The organism is Streptomyces sp. NPDC053474 (genome assembly GCF_044544845.1).
In the GTDB taxonomy this organism is placed as follows: Bacteria; Actinomycetota; Actinomycetes; order Streptomycetales; family Streptomycetaceae; genus Streptomyces.
This window is the reverse complement of the sequence record NZ_JBITXV010000014.1, coordinates 134996-155207: the sequence shown is the minus strand read 5'-3', so window position 1 is coordinate 155207 and position 20212 is coordinate 134996. Positions and strand designations below refer to the sequence as shown.

The 20212-nt window shown below is 74.4% G+C and carries 17 protein-coding genes, 5 tRNA genes and 1 pseudogene; 15 read left to right on the top strand and 8 right to left on the bottom strand.

Annotation, left to right across the window (positions count from 1 at the left end; all coding sequences use genetic code 11):
• The first annotated feature begins 1 nt into the window (after position 1).
• The 6 genes from ACIG3E_RS30290 (at position 2) to ACIG3E_RS30265 (ending at position 10031) form a co-directional block, all read left to right on the top strand.
• The gene (locus tag ACIG3E_RS30290; protein WP_399622749.1) at positions 2-829 is read left to right on the top strand and encodes a MetQ/NlpA family ABC transporter substrate-binding protein; all 828 of its coding nucleotides are present in this window, start codon (positions 2-4) and stop codon (positions 827-829) included.
• A gap of 174 nt (positions 830-1003) precedes the next feature.
• A complete protein-coding gene (locus ACIG3E_RS30285; RefSeq protein ID WP_399622747.1) occupies positions 1004-1651 on the top strand; it encodes a GNAT family N-acetyltransferase in 648 nt (215 codons plus the stop codon).
• Between the two features lie 239 nt (positions 1652-1890).
• Positions 1891-3102 carry a precorrin-6y C5,15-methyltransferase (decarboxylating) subunit CbiE gene (gene cbiE / locus ACIG3E_RS30280; RefSeq protein WP_399622745.1) on the top strand — a complete coding sequence of 404 codons (1212 nt, stop codon included), beginning with the start codon at positions 1891-1893 and terminating at the stop codon, positions 3100-3102.
• A 313-nt stretch (positions 3103-3415) separates the two neighbouring features.
• On the top strand, positions 3416-7666 hold the full coding sequence (gene cobT / locus ACIG3E_RS30275; protein WP_399622743.1) for a nicotinate-nucleotide--dimethylbenzimidazole phosphoribosyltransferase: 4251 nt from the start codon (positions 3416-3418) through the stop codon (positions 7664-7666).
• 159 nt (positions 7667-7825) lie between these two features.
• Complete coding sequence (gene cobA / locus ACIG3E_RS30270) at positions 7826-9139, top strand: uroporphyrinogen-III C-methyltransferase (RefSeq protein ID WP_399622741.1); 1314 nt, start codon at positions 7826-7828, stop codon at positions 9137-9139.
• Between the two features lie 64 nt (positions 9140-9203).
• On the top strand, positions 9204-10031 hold the full coding sequence (locus ACIG3E_RS30265; protein ID WP_399622739.1) for a TrmH family RNA methyltransferase: 828 nt from the start codon (positions 9204-9206) through the stop codon (positions 10029-10031).
• Between the two features lie 30 nt (positions 10032-10061).
• Here ACIG3E_RS30265 and ACIG3E_RS30260 read toward each other — a convergent pair whose 3' ends face one another.
• Positions 10062-11387, bottom strand: coding sequence for a serine/threonine-protein kinase (locus ACIG3E_RS30260; protein WP_399622863.1), 1326 nt, complete (start codon positions 11385-11387; stop codon positions 10062-10064).
• A 196-nt stretch (positions 11388-11583) separates the two neighbouring features.
• Here ACIG3E_RS30260 and ACIG3E_RS30255 point away from each other — a divergent pair, with 196 nt between their 5' ends.
• The 4 genes from ACIG3E_RS30255 to ACIG3E_RS30240 all read left to right on the top strand — a co-directional run bounded on the left by ACIG3E_RS30255 (position 11584) and on the right by ACIG3E_RS30240 (position 14470).
• Positions 11584-11850, top strand: a complete 267-nt coding sequence (locus ACIG3E_RS30255; protein WP_242715608.1) for a hypothetical protein — start codon at positions 11584-11586, stop codon at positions 11848-11850.
• 236 nt (positions 11851-12086) lie between these two features.
• Positions 12087-12290, top strand: a complete 204-nt coding sequence (locus ACIG3E_RS30250; RefSeq protein WP_366789760.1) for a hypothetical protein — start codon at positions 12087-12089, stop codon at positions 12288-12290.
• Positions 12291-13138: 848 nt separating this feature from the next.
• A complete protein-coding gene (locus tag ACIG3E_RS30245; protein ID WP_399622737.1) occupies positions 13139-14098 on the top strand; it encodes a phosphotransferase family protein in 960 nt (319 codons plus the stop codon).
• Between the two features lie 69 nt (positions 14099-14167).
• Positions 14168-14470, top strand: coding sequence for a zf-TFIIB domain-containing protein (locus tag ACIG3E_RS30240; RefSeq protein WP_242715604.1), 303 nt, complete (start codon positions 14168-14170; stop codon positions 14468-14470).
• 105 nt (positions 14471-14575) lie between these two features.
• Here the strand turns inward: ACIG3E_RS30240 and ACIG3E_RS30235 are convergent.
• The 5 genes from ACIG3E_RS30235 to ACIG3E_RS30215 all read right to left on the bottom strand — a co-directional run bounded on the left by ACIG3E_RS30235 (position 14576) and on the right by ACIG3E_RS30215 (position 15077).
• Positions 14576-14650 (bottom strand) — tRNA-Val (locus ACIG3E_RS30235).
• A gap of 43 nt (positions 14651-14693) precedes the next feature.
• Positions 14694-14765: transfer RNA gene (locus ACIG3E_RS30230), tRNA-Val, on the bottom strand.
• A gap of 52 nt (positions 14766-14817) precedes the next feature.
• Positions 14818-14889: transfer RNA gene (locus tag ACIG3E_RS30225), tRNA-Val, on the bottom strand.
• A gap of 1 nt (position 14890) precedes the next feature.
• A tRNA-Cys gene (locus ACIG3E_RS30220) sits at positions 14891-14964 on the bottom strand.
• A gap of 40 nt (positions 14965-15004) precedes the next feature.
• Positions 15005-15077 (bottom strand) — tRNA-Gly (locus tag ACIG3E_RS30215).
• A gap of 156 nt (positions 15078-15233) precedes the next feature.
• Here ACIG3E_RS30215 and ACIG3E_RS30210 point away from each other — a divergent pair.
• The 3 genes from ACIG3E_RS30210 to ACIG3E_RS30200 all read left to right on the top strand — a co-directional run bounded on the left by ACIG3E_RS30210 (position 15234) and on the right by ACIG3E_RS30200 (position 17986).
• Entirely contained in the window at positions 15234-16277 is a 1044-nt protein-coding gene (locus tag ACIG3E_RS30210; RefSeq protein WP_399622735.1) for a chorismate-binding protein, read from the top strand.
• The gene (locus ACIG3E_RS30205) at positions 16274-17095 is read left to right on the top strand and encodes an aminotransferase class IV (protein ID WP_399622733.1); all 822 of its coding nucleotides are present in this window, start codon (positions 16274-16276) and stop codon (positions 17093-17095) included. The genes ACIG3E_RS30210 and ACIG3E_RS30205 overlap by 4 nt, the downstream gene beginning before the upstream one ends.
• Before the next feature lie 66 nt (positions 17096-17161).
• On the top strand, positions 17162-17986 hold the full coding sequence (locus tag ACIG3E_RS30200; protein WP_399622731.1) for a GNAT family N-acetyltransferase: 825 nt from the start codon (positions 17162-17164) through the stop codon (positions 17984-17986).
• 50 nt (positions 17987-18036) lie between these two features.
• Here ACIG3E_RS30200 and ACIG3E_RS30195 read toward each other — a convergent pair whose 3' ends face one another.
• Positions 18037-18558 (bottom strand): DsbA family protein, encoded by a 522-nt coding sequence (locus tag ACIG3E_RS30195; RefSeq protein ID WP_399622729.1) that lies wholly within the window; start codon positions 18556-18558, stop codon positions 18037-18039.
• 185 nt (positions 18559-18743) lie between these two features.
• Here ACIG3E_RS30195 and ACIG3E_RS30190 point away from each other — a divergent pair, with 185 nt between their 5' ends.
• Both ACIG3E_RS30190 and ACIG3E_RS30185 read left to right on the top strand, forming a co-directional pair.
• On the top strand, positions 18744-19181 hold the full coding sequence (locus ACIG3E_RS30190) for a hypothetical protein (protein WP_242715591.1): 438 nt from the start codon (positions 18744-18746) through the stop codon (positions 19179-19181).
• Positions 19182-19390: 209 nt separating this feature from the next.
• Positions 19391-19561: a hypothetical protein gene (locus tag ACIG3E_RS30185; protein WP_170316395.1), complete on the top strand. Its 171-nt coding sequence runs from the start codon at positions 19391-19393 to the stop codon at positions 19559-19561.
• Positions 19562-19627: 66 nt separating this feature from the next.
• Here the strand turns inward: ACIG3E_RS30185 and ACIG3E_RS30180 are convergent.
• Positions 19628-20200, bottom strand: a pseudogene (locus ACIG3E_RS30180) (CGNR zinc finger domain-containing protein); the annotation flags it as partial.
• Between the last annotated feature and the right edge of the window lie 12 nt (positions 20201-20212).

Genomic DNA, 20212 nt, shown 5'->3' with positions numbered 1-20212 from the left:
CATGCGGACGCCGGGCACAGCCGTGGCGGCCGGGGCCCTGGCCCTGGCGCTCGGCCTGACCGCCTGCGGCTCGGGTTCCGGCTCCGACGGCGACAAGCTCGTCGTCGGGGCCACCCCGACCCCGGCCGGTGAGGTCCTGGAGTACGTCCAGCAGCACCTGGCGAAGAAGGAGGGCCTCGACCTCCAGATCCGCGAGTTCACCGACTACGTCGCGCCGAACACCGCCCTCCAGGAGGGCTCCCTCGACGCCAACCTCTACCAGCACACCCCCTACTTGAAGGACTTCAACGCCTCCAAGAAGGCGGAGCTGGTGCCGGTGACCGAGGTCTACCTGCCGCCGATGGGCGTGTACGCCGACGGCGGCAAGGACCTCGACGACGTCACCCGGCTCCGCTCCGGAGCCGTCGTCGCCGTCCCGAACGACACCACCAACGAAGGCCGGGCCCTCCAGCTGCTCGCCTCCAAGGGCGTGATCGAGCTCAAGAAGGACGCGGGCGCGAACGCCACCCCCGAGGACATCGCGGCCAACCCGAAGAAGCTCACGATCAAACCGTTGGAGCCCGCGCAGCTGCCGCGCTCCCTGAAGGACGTCGACGCGGCCGTCATCAACAACAACTTCGCGCTCGACGCGGGCCTGAACCCCAAGAAGGACGCCGTCCTCCTGGAGTCGGTGAAGGACAACCCGTACAACAACGTCCTCGCCGTGAAGAAGGGCCACGAGGACGACCCGAAGGTCAGGAAGCTCGCCAAGCTCCTGAAGTCGCCCGAGGTGAAGAAGTTCATCGAGGACACGTACAAGGGGTCGGTGCTGCCCGTCACGACGGGCTGACACGCGTCGGCACCGGCGCCGCACCCACGGGGTCCGCTTCGCGACGCGGAGCGGACCCCGTGGTGCGACGAGGCGTCAGCATGCTGCATGCTGAACCCTTCAGCAGGTCTGAAGGTCCCCCAGGGCCACGAAGGTTCACGGAGCGACAGGCCCATGAAGGTTACGGAGCGGCGCATGACTACAGCCTCCAGGGGCTCCTCGGGGTTTCCCGACATCTCCATCAGCACGGAGCGCCTTGTGCTGCGCCCACTCGACGAGGCCGACGTCCCCGCGTACGCGGAGATGATGAACGACGAGCTCGTCACCGCCTGGACCGCCGCGCCCCAGCCGTACACCCAGGCGGACGCGCGCGCCTGGATCACCGAGCTCGCCCCCGCCGAGCGGGCCGCGGGGCACGGCGTCTCCCTCGCCGTCACCGAGTTCCTCACCCAGCGCCTGGTGGGCACCGTCCAGCTGCGCCGCACGGACTGGCGGGTGCGCTCCACCGAGCTCAACTACGTGACCGCGCCCTGGGCCCGCGGCGAGGGCTACGCGTCCGAGGCCGCGCTCGCCACCGCCCAGTGGCTCTTCCACGACCAGAAGTTCGAGCGCATCGAGCTGCGCACCGCCGCCGACAACACCGCCGCGCAGCAGGTCGCGCAGAAGATCGGCTGCATCAGCGAGGGCGTCCTGCGCGGCGCCTGGATAGCGCGGGTCAGAAACGGCGGCGACCCCCTCGGCGGCTGGATCGACCTGCGCACCGACCTCATCGTGTGGAGCCTCCTGCCGGAGGACCTCGAAGGGGTCTCGGAACACCTCACGGCGTTCTCCGACTGGAACTAGCGCCTCGGGCGGCGTGGGCGGATCCCTCGGCCCGAGGCCTCGTCCTCAATCGCCGGACGGGCTCGATCTCGCCGCGGCGCCGTCGTCGGCCGTCCGTGGTCTCCGGCTCCGCGCCTGTGGCCGGGTGTCGCCGGGTACGCTCCGGAACGGCCGGGTTCCGCGGCAGCAGGTACGCTCCCACCGGGCCGCACCCATCGGCCTCCCATCCGACGACCCGCGATCCCAGGAGACAGACGACGATGGCCGACCGGGTCACGGTGATCGGCTGGGACGGCTCGCCGCTGACCACCGCGGCACGCTCCGCCCTTGGCGCCGCGACACTCGTGGCGGGCGCCGCCCACCACCTCGCACTCCCCGAGGTCCCCCCGACCGCCGAGCGCATCCGCCTCGGCAGCGTCGGCCTGGCCGCCCGCCGCATCGCCGCCCACCGCGGCACGGCGGTCGTCCTCGCGGACGGCGACCCCGGCTTCTTCGGCGTCGTCCGCACCCTGCGCGCCCCGGAGTTCGGCCTCGAGGTCGAGGTCGTCCCCGCCGTCTCCGCCGTCGCCCAGGCCTTCGCCCGCGCGGGCATGCCCTGGGACGACGCCCAGGTCGTGGTCGCCCACCGGCGCACGCTGCGCCGCGCCGTGAACGTCTGCCGCGCGCACCGCAAGGTCGCCGTACTCACCTCGCCCGGCGCCGGGCCCGCGGAGCTCGGGCTGCTCCTCGACGGCGTCCACCGCACCTTCGTCGTCTGCGAGGAGCTCGGCACCGCGCGGGAGCGGGTCTCCGTCGTCACCTCCGACAAGGCGGCCGACCACACCTGGCGCGACCCCAACGTCGTCATCGTCATGGGCGGCCACGTCGCCCCCGACAGCGGCTGGATCGCGGGCCGCGACCCCGGTACGGACCCGCGCGGCTGGGCCCTGCCCGCCGCCGCGTACGGCGGTGAGCACGAGCTCGGCGAGGGCGAGACCGACCGCATCCGCGCCGCCCAACTCGCCCGCCTCGGCCCCCGCGTGGGCGACCTGGTCTGGGACATCGGCTGCGGCAACGGCGCGTTCGCCGCGGAGGCCGCGCGGTTCGGCGCCGCCGTCATCGCGGTGGACCGCGACCCGGACGCCTGCGCCCGGACCACGGCCGTCGCGCGCCGCTTCGGCGTGCCCGCCCACGTCGTGCACGGCACCGCGCCGCACGTCCTCGAAAGCCTCCCCGAGCCCGACGTCGTACGCGTCGGGGGCGGGGGCGCGGCGGTGGTGTCCGCCGCCGCCGACCGGCGCCCGGAGCGCATCGTCACCCACGCCCCCACCCGCGACGCCGCCGAACTCCTCGGCCGGAACCTGTCGGAGCACGGATACGCCGTCGAGTGCGCCCTCCTGCAGTCCGTCGAACTGGACACCCGCGCCTGGACGGAGCGGAAGCGGAGCGTCGTCTTCCTGCTCTCCGGGCTGCTCCTCGACCGCACCGCGTGACCCTGGCGGCCCTCCAACCGCGCCGTGCGCGGTAGGCTGGCCGATCGTTGTACCGCACCCGGGTCTCCGGCGATTCCTTGCTCAATGTCCGGAAAGCTCGCCCGTTTTGGGGGGTGCGTGTGGTACGGCGGGACCGCTGGACGCGCGACGTGGCGCAGTCCACAGCGGACCGTGGCCGATCACGCTGCCGCGGTGGCGGAGCAACCGCGACAATGCCTTGTGGTCCGAACGCGGCGCGTTGCCGCGCGGCTCGCGAGCTCGTTGTGGATGACGGGCGGTCACAGAAGGACTAACCGATGGGCGAGGGGTACGCATGACCGACACCGGCCAGGTCCCGGGCGAGGGGCTGCCGGAGAGCGCAGGCATGGTGGAGCAGTCGGGCGTCCCCGCGCCGGGCCCCTACACCTTCCTCGATCCCTCCGAGCATCCCGCCGAGGACGACGACCTGCTGCTGATGCCGGGTGCCCAGGGCGCGTGGAGCGAGGCGCAGGCCGCGCAGCAGCTGCAGACCGGACCGCAGGCCGCCCCGGCGGCGCCCGTGCGGACGGTGGGACCCCAGGGCGTGCCGCAGGGAGTGCCGCAGGGCGGCGCGCCGGGCGTGCCCGCCCAGCCGGGCGCGGTGTCGGCGCAGTTCGCGCAGGCGCAGGGCGCCCCCGCGGCGTACGGCCAGGCCCCGGCGGAGCAGGTACCGGCAGCTCAGGCCCAGGCCGACCAGGCGCAGCCCGTCGCGGCCCCGGCCCCCTTCGCCCAGGAGCAGGCCGCGCACCAGCCCGGACCGCACGAGACGGCGGGCCGTGACAGCGGCTCCGTCGACCTGACCGGCGTCCCGCTGCCCTCGGGCCCCGCGCACACCCCGGCCTCGCACCACGGGACCTCCCGCCGCCCGCTGCACCGTGGCCCGGCCGCGCCCGCCGTCCCCGACGGCGCCGCGCGGCCCGTGCTCTCGCTCGCCGACCGGGGCCCGGCGGGCAGCGCCCCGAACGCCGTGCCGGTACGTCGGCCGGGCCCGCCCACCAGCGGTCCCGAGTACCTGGACGTGCCGCGCGAGGACACCGGCGCCCTGCCCGGCCCGCAGCTCGGCGAGATCCCGCCGCAGGGCGCGATGCCCTGGGGCGCGGAGCCCCAGCAGGCGCCGGTCGTACCGCAGCAGAACCCCCAGCAGAACCCTCAGGGGACGCCTGCAGAAACGGTCGTCCCAGACGTCGCCGAAGCCCCGGGGACCCCCGGTGACCCGGCCGTCCCCGCCGCCCCACCGGTCTCGGCAGGCCCGATGGCCCCGGCAGCCCCGGCGCCCCTGGTAGTCATGGACGCCTCGGAGGCTTTGGACGTCACTGACACCCCGAGCGCCCCGAGTGCCACGGACGCCCCGAACACCTCGGAGGCCCCAGACACCGCAGACGCCTCGCACGCCACGGAAACGGCCGCCGCCAGCGTCACGGACGCCTCAAGCGCATCCGTGGTGGAAGCCTCCGACGGCACGGACGCCGTCGTCGTCACAGAAGCCACCCCCGCAACAGAAGCCACCCCCGCACCGGAGAGCGCGTCCGTCGCGGGCCAGCCGCCCGCCGAGAACGCCGTCCCGGAGCCGGTCGAGGCATCGGGTGCGGCCGGTGACGTGGTGGCGCCCGAGGGCGCGCAGGAGATGCCGTCGGCGCACGTCGTGGGCCCCGCGCAGGCGGAAGGCGCCGAAACCGCCGCTCTCGCCTCCGATGCCCCGGACGCTCCCGGCTTCGCGGACGCAGCCGTTCCGCACGCCCCCGGTGCGGACGCGCCGGCGCATTCCGCCGTCCCTGAGCCCACCGTGCCGGAATCCGGCCAGGACGCCACGGACGGCCCGGCCGAGGCCCCCGTGCCCGCCGCGACCCCGGCGGGCACGGACGGCGTCGAGGGCCCGACCGCCGAGGGCGTGCCCGACGCCTCCGAAGCCGTCACCGTCCGGGTCGCGCCGGGCGCCCCGGTGCCGCACGCGCTGCCCGTCGTCGACGACCAAGGCGTCCCGGTGCCGTTCGCCGACGCGGCGTCCCCGGGCCCGTCGGCCGCGCAGCCCGAGGTCGCCGCCGTCACCCCGCAGGCTCCCGACGCCGCGCAGCCGTGGCCCGAGGCGGGCGCGCAGCTGCCCCCGGCCACCCCCGGCCAGGACGCCCAAGTGCCGCCTCCGCTGGGGCAGTTCGTCCCGGTCGAGGGCTCGGTGCCGACCACTCCGCACCTGGCGCCGACGCCCCCGCGACCGCTCGCCGTGCCTCCGGAGTACTTCGCTCCGCAGCAGCCCGACGGGACGGCCCCGCAGGAGCCGCCCGCCGCGCCCCAGGGGCCCGTCCCGGACGCCACCGCGTCCCCCGTACCCGTACCGGCGGCCCAACTGCCGGACGCCGAGGAGGCCGTGCCGCAGGAGTGGCCCACCCCCGAGGCCGCCGCTCCCGAGGCCCTCCCCGTCACCGGGGCGCACGCCGAGCCCGGGGAGCAGCCCGTACCCACCGTGCCCGCACCCCGCGACGGCGACCGGCCCACCGCCGCTCCCGCCGCCACCGCGGCACCCGCACCCGTCGCCGTGGCGGACGGCCAGCTGCCGCCCGCCCAGGAGACGACCGACCCCGACGAGCCGATGCACGCACCTCACCCGGCCGACCCGACCGCCCCCGCCGCCCCGGCCGACGAGGCCCCGGCACCCGACCTCGCCGCCCCCGAGGAAGCCACCGGTCACCCCGAGCCCCTGCCGGAGGGCCCCGAAGGCCCCGAGGACCTCGCCGCACCGGCGGTCCAGGACGAGTCCGACCTCGCCGAGCCCCTCCCGGCCGACTCCGCGGTGCCGGTCGAGCCCGCGACCCCGCTCGACCCGCCCGCCCCGGGCTACGCCGACGCCGAGCGCGAGGCCGTCCTGCGCGTGATGCGCGAGCGCCGCGACATCCGCAACGGCTTCCGCGGCGACCCCATCCCGCACGAGGTGCTGCTCCGCGTCCTGGAGGCGGCCCACACCGCGCCCTCCGTGGGCCACTCCCAGCCCTGGGACTTCGTGGTCATCCGCTCCGCCGAGACCCGCAGGACCATGCACGAACTGGCCCAGCGCCAGCGCGAGGCCTACGCGAAGTCGCTGCCCAAGGGCCGGGCCAAGCAGTTCAAGGAACTGAAGATCGAGGCCATCCTCGACACCCCGGTGAACATCGTCGTCACCGCCGACCCCACCCGCGGCGGCCGCCACACCCTGGGCCGCCACACCCAGCCGCAGATGGCCCCGTACTCCTCCGCGCTCGCGGTGGAGAACCTGTGGCTCGCGGCCCGCGCCGAGGGCCTCGGCGTCGGCTGGGTCAGCTTCTTCGACGAGCGCGAGATGGTCCGCACCCTGGGCCTGCCGGAGCACCTGGAGGTCGTGGCGTACCTCTGCGTCGGCTATGTGGACGAGTTCCCCGAGGAGCCCGAGCTGATGCAGGCGGGCTGGTCGAAGCGCCGCCCGCTGTCGTGGGTCGTCCACGAGGAGACGTACGGCCGCCGCGCGCTGCCCGGCGAGGACCCGCACGACCTGCTCGCCGAGACCGTCGGCAACATCCGCCCGCTGGACGCCAAGGCGCTCGGCGAGGCCTGGGACCGACAGAAGCGCATGACCAAGCCCGCCGGGGCGCTCGGCATGCTCGAGATCATCTCCGCGCAGCTGTCCGGCCTGTCCCGGATGTGCCCGCCGCCGATCCCGGAGCCCGCCGCCGTCGCGATCTTCGCGGGCGACCACGGCGTGCACGCCCAGGGCGTCACGGCCTGGCCGCAGGAGGTGACCGGGCAGATGGTCGCCAACTTCCTGGGCGGCGGCGCCGTCTGCAACGCCTTCGCCACCCAGGTCGGCGCCGAGGTCTGCGTCATCGACGTCGGCGTGGCCAGCGAGCTCCCGGCGACGCCCGGCCTGCTGCCCCGCAAGATCAGGCCCGGCACGGCCGACATGACCACGGGTCCGGCCCTGACCCGCGACGAGGTCAAGGCCGCCGTCGAGGTCGGCATCGAGACGGCCCGCGACCTGGTCGCGGCGGGCAACAAGGCCCTCCTGACCGGCGAGATGGGCATCGCCAACACCACCGCGTCCGCGGCCCTGATCTCCGTCTACACGGACCTGGACCCCCTTGAGGTCACCGGCCGCGGCACCGGCATCAACGACGAGATGCACGCCCGCAAGGTCGAGGTCGTCCGCCGTGCCCTCGAACTGCACCGGCCGGACCCGGCCGACCCCATCGGCGTCCTCGCGGCCATCGGCGGCCTGGAGCACGCGGCCATGGTCGGCCTGCTCCTCGGCGGCGCCTCCCTGCGCACCCCGGTGATCCTGGACGGCGTCAGCGCGGGCGCGGCCGCCCTGGTGGCCCGGGCCATCGCGCCCGAGGTCCTCGCCGCCTGCGTCGCGGGCCACCGCAGCGCCGAGCCCGGCCACGTGGCCGCCCTGAACAAGCTCGGCCTGCGCCCCCTGGTGGACCTGGACCTCCGCCTGGGCGAGGGCACCGGCGCCCTCCTGGCCCTGCCGATCGTGCAGAGCGCGGCCCGGGCGATGCACGAGGTGGCCACGTTCGACTCGGCGGGCGTGACGGAGAAGTAGCGCGGCACCGGGCGGGGCGGGCGACGGGGAGGCCCCGGCGTCCGCCCCGCCCCTGCCCCGCCCCCGCCGTACGCTGAAGCCACCTCTAAAATCCGCACGTCAGGGCCGCTCCAGAGCAGTAGCGCCCACCCTCCTGCCCCGACGAGGAGCCGCACCGCCATGGCCGTACACCCCGCCTACCCCGTAGGCCTCCGCCTCACCGGCCGCCGCGTCGTGGTCCTCGGCGCCGGGCAGGTGGCCCAGCGCCGCCTCCCCGCCCTCATCGCGGCGGGCGCGGACGTCCACCTCGTCTCGCCGTCCGCCACCCCGTCGGTGGAGGCGATGGCGACCTCGGGCGAGATCACCTGGCACCGGCGCAGGTACGAGGAGGGCGACCTCGCCGGCGCCTGGTACGCCCTGATCTCCACCAGCGACCCCGACGCCAACGCCCGGGCCTCGGCCGAGGGCGAGCGCGGCCGCGTCTGGTGCGTCCGCTCCGACGACGCCGACGAGGCCACCGCCTGGACCCCGGCCACCGGCCACAGCGCGGGCGTCACCGTCGCCGTCCTCACCACGGACGCCCAGGAGCGCGACCCCCGCCACACCGCCGCCATCCGCGACGCGGTGGTGGAGGGCCTGCGCGACGGCACCCTCGTGGCCCCGCACCACCGCGCCCGCGCCCGGGCCCTCGGCTCCGCGCCCACCGGCGGGACCCCGCCCACCGGCGCCGTCTCCCTCGTCGGCGGCGGCCCCGGCGACCCGGACCTGATCACGGTCCGCGGCCGCAGGCTCCTGGCCGAGGCGGACGTGGTCATCGCCGACCGGCTCGGCCCGCGCGACCTGCTCGCCGAGCTGCCCCCGCACGTCGAGGTGATCGACGCGGCGAAGATCCCGTACGGCCGCTTCATGGCCCAGGAGGCCATCAACAACGCCCTGATCGAGCACGCCAAGCAGGGCAAGACGGTGGTCCGCCTCAAGGGCGGCGACCCCTACGTCTTCGGCCGCGGCATGGAGGAGCTCCAGGCCCTGGCCGAGGCGGGCATCCCCTGCACGGTGGTCCCCGGCATCTCCAGCTCGATCTCGGTGCCGAGCGCCGCGGGCATCCCGGTCACGCACCGGGGTGTGGCCCATGAGTTCACCGTGGTCAGCGGGCACGTGGCCCCCGACGACGAGCGCTCCCTCGTCGACTGGCCCGCCCTGGCCAAGCTGCGCGGCACCCTCGTCATCCTCATGGGCGTCGACAAGATCGGCAAGATCGCCGAGGCGCTGACCGCCCACGGCAAGCCCGCCGACACCCCCGTCGCCCTCATCCAGGAGGGCACGACGGCCGCCCAGCGCCGCGTCGACGCCACCCTGGCGACGGTCGCCGACGCGGTCCGCACCCACGAGGTCAAGCCTCCGGCGGTCATCGTCGTCGGCGACGTGGTGGCCGTGGCCGCCACCGGAGCGCGCCCCGAGACCCCCCACCACGAGCCCCGGAACCCGCAACCGTAACCGTCGGTAACGGAACACTCCCGCAGCCGTTGGCACCACATCCTGGACAAGGCAGTATCACCCTGTGGCCGATCTCAGCAGCATCGAAACCATCGAGGACCCGGACGACCCGCGCCTGCGCGACTACACCGGCCTGACCGACGTCGAGCTGCGCCGCAGGCGCGAGCCCGCCGAGGGCCTGTTCATCGCCGAGGGCGAGAAGGTGATCCGGCGCGCCAAGCTCGCGGGCTACGAGATGCGGTCGATGCTGCTCTCCGCCAAGTGGGTCGACGTCATGCGCGACGTCATCGACGAGGTGCCCGCCCCGGTGTACGCGGTCAGCCCCGAGCTCGCCGAGCGGGTCACCGGCTACCACGTGCACCGCGGCGCCCTCGCCTCCATGCAGCGCAAGCCGCTGCCCACGGCCGACGAACTCCTGCGGACCCACCGCCGCGTGGTCGTGATGGAGGCCGTGAACGACCACACGAACATCGGCGCGATCTTTCGATCGGCCGCGGCCCTCGGCATGGACGCCGTCCTGCTCTCCCCGGACTGCGCCGACCCCCTCTACCGCCGTTCCGTGAAGGTCTCCATGGGCGCGGTCTTCTCCGTGCCGTACGCCCGTCTGGACTCCTGGCCCAAGGGCCTGGAAGGGGTGCGCGCGGCGGGTTACGACCTGCTCGCCCTGACCCCCGACGAGAAGGCCAAGACCCTCGACGAGGTCGCCCCCCACCGCATGGAGCGCGTCGCGCTGATGCTCGGAGCGGAGGGCGAGGGCCTGTCCCGCCAGGCCCTGGTCGCCGCCGACGAATGGGTGCGCATCCCAATGGCGCACGGCGTGGACTCCCTGAACGTGGGCGCGGCGGCCGCGGTGGCCTTCTACGCCGTGGCGACGGGCCGCCCCACGTCCTGAACCGTCAGCGAGCCGGACGCGCGGCGGCGGTCACGAACCGCTGTCCTGCGTCGGTCGTACGTCGCTGACGCCCTGCTCCTGGCGGACGTCGCCGAGCCCGCGCGCGGGCCCCTGGCACCCCTGCGCGGCCGCGATCCCCAGGGCCACGAGCAGCGTCACCACCACGAACACGAAGAGCCGCTGCCGCAGCAGCCGGGGGTTGGCGGGCCGCAGCCGCGTGCCGGTGGTGCGCGGCCCCTGCCGCCCGGTGCCGCTGCGCGGTCCCTGCCTGCTGCCGGTGGAGCCCCGGGTGCCGCGCGGCGCCGACGGCCGCGAGCCGCCGGTCCGCGAACCACCGGTCTTCGAGCCGCCCGTACGCGGATCACCGTCGCGGAAGCCCCCCGTCCGGGACGGGCCGGTGCGCGGCGGGGGAGTGCCCGGCGCCGCGCGGCGCTGCGTGCGCTGATCGGCGTACTCGGCGGCGAGGCGGCCCGTCGGCCGCTCGTGCTGCTCCTGGCGCGGCGCGGGCGGCCGCACGTCGCTGAGGCCCTGCGCCTCGCGGGCCGCGATCTCCTTGAGCCGCAGCGACAGTTGGAGCGTGCTGGGACGTTCCTCCGGGTCCTTGGCGAGACAGGCCCTGAGCAGCGGCGCGAGCGCGTCCGGCACCTCGCGCAGCTGGGCCTCCTCGTGGACGACCCGGTAGAGCATGACCTCGGAACTGCCGTGCCCGAAGGGCGAGTCCGCCATCGACGCGTACGCGAGGGTCGCCCCGAGCGCGAAGACGTCCGTGGCGGGCGTGACCGCGGCGCCGCGCACCTGCTCGGGCGCCAGGAAGCCGGGCGAGCCGACGGCCGTGCCGACGTGCGTCAGGGTCGAGGCGCCGGTGGCCCAGGCGATCCCGAAGTCGATGATCCGCGGCCCCTTCGGGGACAGCAGGATGTTCGACGGCTTGAGGTCGCGGTGCACCACACCGGCCTCGTGCACGGCGACGAGCCCCTCGGAGAGCGCGGAGCCGACGACGGCGACCTCGGCGGCGGACAGCGGCCCTTCGGCGGCGACCTTGTCGTGCAGCGAGGGACCGGGCACGTACTGCGTGGCGAACCAGGGCCGGTCGGCTTCCAGATCGGCGGCGACGAGCCGGGCGGTGCAGCCGCCGCGGATGCGCCGGGCGGCCGAGACCTCCCGCGCGAAGCGCGAACGGAACTCCTGGTCCTCGGCCAGATCGGGCCGGATCACCTTCAGCGCCACACGCTGCCCGCGACGGTCGGAGCCCAGATAGACGACACCCATCCCGCCGGCGCCCAGCCGCCTGTGCAGCCTGAACGAGCCGACGACACGCGGGTCCTCGCGCCTCAGGCGCATCATCGCCATGTTCATCCCCGCTGCCCGGTCCGTCTGACGAGCCACAGCTTACGTTTCCGCGGCCCGGGCCGTGCAGAGGCCGCGCCCTCACGGGCCGATCGATTGTCAGTGCCCGGTGCGAAACTTGAAAAGTGGTCAGGTGGCGCGCGCCCAGGGCTCATCGCCGTCACCCGCACCCCCAACCACCCACCGTCGAAGGGGGATTGATCCCGTGAAGGGTGATCGCGTGGAGATAGTCGTGGACGCCGGGGACACGACGCGTACGTACGAAGTGGTGGCGAGCAGGGCGGGCCGCCGTGTGGAGACCGCCGTGCGCAGGGGAGTGGTCGAAGTGAGCGAAGTCACCCGCAGCGGCTCCGTCGTGCGCACCGCGCGGTTCATGGCGACCCGCGTCCTGGCCCTGGTCGAGCAGCCCGTCCCGAGAGAGGACAGCTCCGAGCGAATCGGGCGTCCCCTCAGGGAAGACCCTGAGTCCTAGGAAGGACCTAGGTCTCCATCTCCACCCACGGGAGTACTTGTGTGACGAGCGGTCATCCTCCGGGAGGCCCGCCAATCGGTACGAGGGCATGACGTGCGCCGCGCCCCACACGCCTAAATTTGAGGTCAAGCGGCGGGTGCAGCACTCGTCCCCCGAGGTCAGACACCCGCCGCTGCCTTGAACCTCCATGCACAACCCTCCATGCACAACAACAAAGTCAGGAAGGGAGAGCGGCCATGGCGGACACCGCGCCGCGGACCATGATCCGCACACGGGGACGCAGGCTCTCCACCCTGGGCGTCCGGCCTTCCGGAACGCGCCACCCGCTGGTGGCCACGCTCATGGTCCTCCCCCTGGCAGCGCTGCTGATCGTCGCCTTCGGCGGCTGGGACGCAGTGCTCACACAAGCGTCGTCCGTGGGCGAGATGCTGGGGCGCTGAGCGGCGCCCCAGGCCCGGAAGAGCGGTCCGGGCGGGGACATCCGGCCATGAAACCCCGTGGGGACGGGGGTGCGGCGGACGGCACGCAGCCCGCGCAGCTGGGGAGCTGCGCGGGCTGTTCTTTTCACCCCAACCTGTTCACCATGGCCCTGCGGCCCTGCGGCCCTGCGGCCCTGCGGCCCTGCGGCCCTGCGGCCCTGCGGCCTGCCCTCTGGTCCGTTCTCCCTGACCTGTTCGCCATGGCCCTGCGGCATGCTGCCTGGTCCGTTCTCCCTGACCTGTTCACCATGGCCCTGCCGCCTGCCGCCTGCCGCCTGCCGCCTGCCGCCTGCCGCCTGCCGCCTGCCGCCTGCCGCCTGCCGCCTGCCGCCTGCCGCCTGCCGCCTGGTCCGTTCTCCCTGACCTGTTCACGATGGCCCTACTGCCTACTGCCTACTGCCTGGTCGGTTCTCCCTGACCTGTTCGCCATGGCCCTGCGGCATGCTGCCTGGTCCGTTCTCCCCGGCCTGTTCGCCATGGTCCTGCTGCTTGCTCTCCCCGTTGCCTGCTCCGTCTTCCACGGCCTGTTCACCACGGCTTCCCTCCCTGCCCTGCTCTCCCCAACCTTTCTCCTCGGTCTGCTCGCCGCGGCCCTGCTCGCCCCCCCACGGGCGCCTTGGTCGCCCAGCGCACGCGGTGCCCGTCCGCCCGGCGCGTGAGGCCTTCCCTCCCCGCCGTACGAGCCGCAGGGCGGGCCCAGCGGGCGGTAGTCCCTTGGCCACGGCAAGAGGGCGGGGCGGGACCGGGGCGCCCCCGCGGAGGCCCGACCCCGTACGCTCACGGCACACCCGTACCCTTCCAGGACCTCCGTGACCCTCCTCCCCGCCCTGGCAGGCCACGCCGAGCGACGGGCCCACGCCCCCGCTCCCGCCCGGCACGCCTGCCCCTGCGCCCCGCCCGCCGCCGTCCTGGCCGACCGGCCCGACGCCACCGTCGTCCGGCACGGCGACATCGTGGCCAAGGCCCACGCCCCCGGCACCCCCGAGCGCCCCTTGGCCGCCCGCCTGGCCGCCGCGGCCCACCCCGCCCTCGCGGATACCCTGCTCGCTCCGCTGGACCCGCGCCCCGCGCTCGTGCAGGGCCGCCTGGTCACGCTCTGGCCGCACGGCACGCCCGTGGACCGGGACGACCCGGACGCCGCCCCCTGGGAGGCGGTCGCCGCCCTCCTGGCCCGGCTGCACCGCAGCCCGCCCGCCCGGCTGCCGTCCGGCCTGCCGCGCATGCGGGGCCCGGAGAAGGCGGCCCGGGCCGTCGCCCGCCTGCGCGCGGCCACCGCACGGGCCCCGCACCCCGACGCCCCCGCCGTCGAGGGCGCCTGGGCGGCCCTGCCCCCCTGGGCCCGGGCCGAGGCCCCGCCGCCGGGCCCGCCGTCGCTGTGCCACGGCGATCTGCACCTGGGCCAGCTCGTCCGCGCGCCCGACGGCCGCTGGCTGCTCATCGACATCGACGACCTGGGCCTCGGCGACCCCGCCTGGGACCTCGCGCGCCCGGCCGCCTGGTACGCCTGCGGCCTGCTCGGCGCGGGGGAGTGGACGAGGTTCCTGGAGGCCTACCGCGCGGCGGGCGGCCCGGCGGTCCCCACCGGCGGCGACCCGTGGCCCGTGCTCGACGTCCCGGCCCGCGCGCTGACCGTGCAGACGGCCGCGCTCGCGCTCACCAAGGCGCGGGCGGAGGGCCGTGACCTGGACGAGGTGGAGCGGGACGTCGTCGACGCCTGCCACCGGATGGCCGCCCTCCCTCCCGATCCGGGCCCGATCGGCCCGAAGTAGGGTGCAACGCACCGAAGCCGGGCAGACATCCGGCGAACCTGTCACGACCGGCTAGGAGTTGAGCCGCCCATGCACTGTCCCAAGTGCCACGCAGCGATGCACACGTACAACCGCAACGGCGTTCAGATCGAGCAGTGCAGCGGCTGCCGCGGGATATTCCTCGACTACGGCGAGCTGGAGGCCCTGACGCGCCTGGAGGGCCAGTGGAGCGGCCACCAGGCCCCGCCCGTGCCGCCCGGAGCGCCCCAGGGCTACCCGGCCGCGCCCGCCCCCGCCTGGGGCGCCCCGCACCACGGCGGCCACCACGAGCACCACGGCCACCACGGTCACAAGCGACACAAGAGCTTCGGCCACATGCTGTTCTCGTCCTGACCCCGCCTCTCGCCCGGCGCGGCCCCGCCGGGCGAGAGCACGGACGCCCGCGGCGCACGCACGACGAAACCCCCGGCCGAGGAACGGCCAGGGGCTTCGTGGAGGTGGTGCGCGATACTGGGATTGAACCAGTGACCTCTTCCGTGTCAGGGAAGCGCTCTCCCGCTGAGCTAATCGCGCGGGACCATCGGCGAGTGTATACCCGCAGGTGGTAGGTGCTGCGTGCGCGATACTGGGATTGAACCAGTGACCTCTTCCGTGTCAGGGAAGCGCTCTCCCGCTGAGCTAATCGCGCGGGGAAACCTCGGTGATCGAAGACCCGGGGGCCTCATGATCAGAGATTCCAGTGGACGATACTGGGATTGAACCAGTGACCTCTTCCGTGTCAGGGAAGCGCTCTCCCGCTGAGCTAATCGTCCTTGGAGGTGGAGACGGGATTTGAACCCGTGTAGACGGCTTTGCAGGCCGTTGCCTCGCCTCTCGGCCACTCCACCAGGAGTACGGGGTTTCGGGAAGATCCCCCGCGTTCCTGCGAGCGGACGACCAGGTTCGAACTGGCGACCTCAACCTTGGCAAGGTTGCGCTCTACCAACTGAGCTACGTCCGCTTGTCTTTCCCGGTCCGCTTGCGCGTCCCGGCGACGTGTTGAACTCTAGCGGATTCCCGGGCCAGTACAAAAACGCGTTTGCGCAGCGTGCTGCGCTGCCGCCCTGGTCACCCGCGTCCGGGGCGCCGCAAGGGTGCCGGTCATAGACTCGCAGCCGTGCACGACCTGTCTCCCCTGGCCCGCTTCGGCGGCCTTGTCGCGACCGATCTACGCGACGTGACCAGCGACCCTTCCGCCCTGGACAGCAGCGGCTTCTGGGCCGTCTGCGCGGACTTCGAGGGCCGTCTGGTGTGCGCCCGCTTCGGGCGGGTGCGCGAGGAGCCGGTGCCCGCCCCGGTGCCCGGCGCCTGGCGCGGCCCCGCCGCCGGTGACTGGACGTCCTCCCTCGACCGCGCCGCGTATACGGACGGCGTACGCCGGATCCGCGCGCACATCGCGGCCGGGGACGTCTACCAGGCGAACCTCTGCCGCGTCCTGTCCGCGCCCGTCCCGGACGACGCGGACATCGACGCGCTCACCGCCCTCCTCGCGCGCGGGAACCCCGCTCCGTACGCCGGAACGATGCGGCTGCCCGCGCACGGCGTGGAGGTCGCCACCGCCTCGCCCGAGCTGTTCCTGCGCCGGACGGGCGGTGCCGTCGAGTCGGGTCCGATCAAGGGCACCGGGCGGACCGAGGCGGACCTCCTGGACAAGGACTACGCCGAGAACGTGATGATCGTGGACCTCGTCCGCAACGACCTCGGACGGGTCTGCGGCACCGGCACCGTGACCGTGCCCGAGCTGTGTGTCGTCGAGAAGCACCCGGGCCTGGTCCACCTCGTCTCCACCGTCCGCGGCGAGCTGCGCCCCGGGGCGGGCTGGCCGGAGCTCCTGGACGCGGCCTTCCCGCCCGGCTCCGTCACCGGCGCCCCCAAGTCCAGCGCCCTGCGGATCATCGACGCCCTGGAGACGGCGCCCCGCGGCCCCTACTGCGGCGGCGTCGGCTGGGTCGACGCCGACCGGGGCACCGGCGAGCTCGCCGTCGGCATCCGCACCTTCTGGATCGACCGCGCCGACGGCGCCCTGCGCTTCGGCACGGGCGCCGGCATCACCTGGGGCTCTGACCCCGAGGGGGAGTGGCGCGAGACCGAGCTCAAGGCCGAGCGGCTGCTGGCGGTAGCGTCGGGAACGTACGAACCAACGGGAGGGACCCCTTCGTGAAGATATGGCTCAACGGCGGCCTGCACGACCTCGAAACCGCGCGCGTCTCCGTCCTCGACCACGGCCTGACCGTCGGCGACGGCGTCTTCGAGACGGTGAAGGCGGTCGCCGGACGGCCCTTCGCGCTCACCCGCCACCTCGACCGGCTCGCCCGCTCGGCGCGCGGCCTCGGCCTGCCCGAGCCCGACCTGGACGAGGTCCGCCGGGCCTGCGCCGCCGTCCTGGACGCCAACCCCATGGCCGTCGGCCGCCTGCGCATCACCTACACCGGCGGTCTCTCCCCGCTCGGCTCCGACCGCGGCGACCACGGCCCGACCCTCGTCGTCGCCCTCGGCGAGACCGCGCGCAGGCCCGACGCCACCGCCGTGATCACGGTCCCGTGGACCCGCAACGAACGCGGCGCCCTGACCGGCCTGAAGACCACCTCGTACGCGGAGAACGTGCTCGCGCTCGCCCGCGCCACCGAACAGGGCGCGACCGAGGCACTGTTCGCGAACACCGTGGGACGGCTGTGCGAGGGCACGGGATCGAACGTCTTCGTCGTCCTCGACGGCGAGATCCACACCCCGCCGGTGGCCTCCGGCTGCCTCGCGGGCATCACGCGCGCGCTGGCCGTCGAGTGGACCGGCGCGCACGAGACCGACCTGCCGTTCGACGTCCTGGACCGGGCCGAGGAGGTCTTCCTCACCTCCACGCTCCGCGACGTGCAGGCCGTCCACCGCGTCGACGGCCGTGACCTGCCCGGCGCCCCCGGCCCGGTGACCGCCAAGGCCATGCGGGTCTTCGACGAGCGCGCCGCCGACGACCTGGACCCGTAGGGGGACCGGCCCGGCCGACGTGAAAACCAGATGACGCGGGGGCGCGGGATGGGTACAACTCCCGTGATGACCACGACTCTGCGGCCGGCCGGGCCGCTCCAGCAGCGCACTGACGGCACGAAGTCACGCACGTACGACGTGTGCGTGAACAGCCGCCCCGTCGGCCGGATCCAGCTGGCCACGCACCCCCTCTTCGGCCCGCGCGTCGCCGAGATCGTGGATCTGCGGATCGACGAGCGGGACCGCCGCCGCGGCCGCGGCACGGTGGCGGCCCTCGCGGCCGAGGAGGTGGCGCGCGGCTGGGGCTGCGCCCGCATCGAGCTCAAGGTGCGCGCGGACGCCCCGGGCGCACTGGAGCTCGCCACCGCGCTCGGCTACGTGGAGCGCAACCGCAACATGTCCAAGCCGCTGCCCCCGACGCCACCCGCCCTGCCCGACGGGGTGCGGGCCAGGCCCATGACGGACGCGGAGTTCCAGGACTGGACGGCGCACGCCACGGAGGCCTACGCGCGCGACTGGATCGAGCGCGGCGTCCCCGAGGCCGAGGCCCGCGACAAGGTGGCGCGGGACCAGGCGCGCCTCCTGCCCGACGGCCTGGCCACGCCCGGCGCCCGCCTGAGCGTCCTGACCGAGGCGGACACGGCGGTGGGCGTGCTGTGGATCGCCGACCGCGACGACGCGACCTTCGTGTACGACGTCGAGGTCCGCGAGGAGCACCGCGGCCGCGGCCACGGCCGGTCGCTCATGCTCCTCGCCGAAGGCCAGTGCCTGGAGGCGGGCAGGACCCGCATCGGCCTGAACGTGTTCGCGGGCAACACCCCGGCACTGCGCCTGTACGAGTCGCTCGGCTATGAACCGGACGCGTACTTCGTGTACAAGCCGCTGCTCTGACCCCTGCGAGAGGGCGGTCCGGCCGTCGTGCCCGCCCGGGGGCCTGCCTGTCAGCCCTGGGCGAGCAGCCGGTCGGTGATCTCCTCGACGCGCTCGCGCAGGCCGTCCTGGCTCTTGCCGCCGTCCAGGCGCTCACCGCCCACCACGTACGTCGGCGTCCCGGTGACTCCGATGGCCTTGCCCTCGGCCTGGTCGGCGTCGACGATCAGGATGTGCCGCCCGTCCACCAGGGCGGTGTCGAACTCCTCCGCGTCCAGGCCGAGTTCCCGCGCCACCTCCACCAGGAGGGGCTCTCCCTTACGGTCCAGGTCCTCGACCCGGGCCAGGACCGCCTCGACGTACTCCCAGCCCTTGCCCTGCTCCACGGCCTCCTCGGCGGCCTGCGCGGCGGCGAAGGAGTGCCGGTGCTTCTCCAGCGGGAAGTGGCGCAGCCGCAGCTCGGCGCGGTCGCCGTAGCGCTCCCGCAGGGCACGCACGTCGTCCAGGGCGGTGCGGCAGTCGGGGCACTGCAGCTCGCACCAGACCTCGATGACGACGGGGCTGGCGGGGCTGGTGGGGGAAGAGTCACTCATGCGCACAGTCTCCCAGGCGACCGCCCGCCGACCGGCACCTGGGGAGGAGGGCCGACCCGGATATCTCCCTGATGTCCTCGTACGACATGGCTACGAGCCCCCGGCCAGGTGCAGGATGGAAGGGACAAGCGTGACCACACCGTGCCCGCGCGACCGCACCACACCCGCACGCCTGGAGGACCGGGATGATTGCCGAGACCATCTGCTCCGCCGTAGCCGCGGCCGGCCTCGGCATAGCCGCCGTCACCGCGTACCGCAAGCGCTTCCTCGCCGCGGCCCGCCTCGCCGCCTATGCCCTCGTCCCGCTCGGCCTGGTCATGACGGGCGCCGTCGAATGGGCGGCCGAGACCGCCTTCAGCCCGGTCGCCTGGGCGGGCTTCGGCGTCCTCGGCACGGCCTGGCTGCTGTTCATGGGCACGCGCTCGGCGGAGCGCCGCTCCGGAGGCACCCGCAAGGAGCGCAAGGCGGCGGCCAAGGCGGCCCAGCGCGACGCGGTCGCCCCCGCGGCCTCCGCCCCCTCCCTCGGCGCGGGCGCGAGGCCCGCGGCCAAGCCGAAGAAGGCGGCGGCCCCCGCGGAGGACTTCAGCGACATCGAGGCCATCCTCAAGAAGCACGGCATATGAGCCGAAGCCACCCGGCACCCGGCGGCTGAGCCGGACGGCTCGCGCGCCGGGCGTCACCCGGAGGGGTCGCCGGTTCGAGCGTATCCACGGACACCGCTCGCAGGTGCGGCGCGCCGGGCCCACCAAGGTCACGGAATGCGGCGAACTGCCGCTGTGATCGTGCGTGTTGGTCAGCGCGGGTGTGCGCGCTGCGCCATCATCACGGCGAGATGCTGGACACCACCACACAGAGCGAACCCGCCCCGCCCGACGGGCACGGAACCGCCGACGAGCCGCGAGGCTGCCTCTTCGCCCTCTCCCAGCCCCCGCTGATGATCTTCCTGGCGGTGATCGGCTGCCTCCTGCTCATGGCCTCACTGCACGACCTGTTCCTGCTGTAGTTCCCGTCCCACAGGCTCCTGCTCCAGGTGTTCGCGCGCCACCTCGTCCTGCGCGCCCCGCTCCTGGCCCGCCGCCTCCCGGCGCCGGGCCCGGTAGGCGGCGACGTGCAGACGGTTGCCGCAGGTGCGGCTGTCGCAGTAGCGGCGCGAGCGGTTGCGGGACAGGTCGATGAAGGCGCGGCGGCAGTCCGGTGCCTCGCAGCGCCGCAGCCGCTCCTGCTCGCCCGCGACGACGAAGAAGGCGAGGGCCATCCCGCAGTCCGCCGCCAGGTGGTCGGCGACCGAGGCGCCCGGGGCGAAGTAGTGCACGTGCCAGTCGTAGCCGTCGTGATCGGTCAGCCGCGGCGTCGTGCCCGCGGCGGCCACCAGGTCGTTCAGGAGGGACGCCGTGAGGTGCGCCTCGGCGGCCGCGAAGACCTCGGCGAAGCGGCTGCGGACGCGGTGCACGGCCGCCAGGTCCCGCTCCGTGAGCGTCCCGACGTCACTGATGGAGTGGTCGCGTACGAACGCGCGCAGGGCCGCGACGTCCGCCAGGCCCTCGGCGTTGCCACCGCCCTCGTCGTCCGGGTCGTCCGGCGCGGAGTTCACCAGATCGACCACGGCGTCGAGCGCGCACCTGGTGTCATGGGTGATCAGCACGATTCGCTCCCT